This is a genomic window from Pseudophaeobacter profundi (genome assembly GCF_029697505.1).
GTDB lineage: Bacteria > Pseudomonadota > Alphaproteobacteria > Rhodobacterales > Rhodobacteraceae > Pseudophaeobacter > Pseudophaeobacter profundi.
On sequence record NZ_JARJEF010000104.1, the window covers coordinates 1 to 386 of the forward strand.

The following is a 386-nucleotide window of genomic DNA, read 5'->3' on the forward strand; positions in this document are numbered from 1 at the left end:
TATAATCTGTCCCCAACACCCAATATGGGGCAGTCAGCTTCCACCAGCCCCACTTGTAGAGGTTGACAGTAAACTTGCCCTCATCCTTTGAATAGTCTGTAGGCACTGCGTAGCCAGAAATTGACTCCCATTTGTTAGTACTGGCAGATATCTGGCTGTTGTTGACTATCACCCGATGTTGGATGGGGTCCCAGGTGTAGTTGGCAAAGCCACATCTACCCTTACCCTGCGTAATATCCAGGTTGTACCCAGCTCTGATTAACCACTTGCCCATGTAAGATTGTATGTCGAAGTTCTGCTGGACGCTGAGGTCTGGACAGCGGCCCCAGCTGGGCCATGAGAAGCTGTAGACCTCGGTCAGAAGCACCAAGCACAGGCAGAGTCCT

1 protein-coding gene is annotated in these 386 nt (G+C 51.3%); it reads right to left on the minus strand.

Going from position 1 to position 386, the window contains the following annotated elements; all coding sequences use genetic code 11:
* Window positions 1–367: lipocalin family protein (locus P2081_RS20445; RefSeq protein ID WP_278924627.1), on the minus strand; the 367-nt coding region annotated here is incomplete at its 3' end.
* Window positions 368–386: the final 19 nt, after the last annotated feature.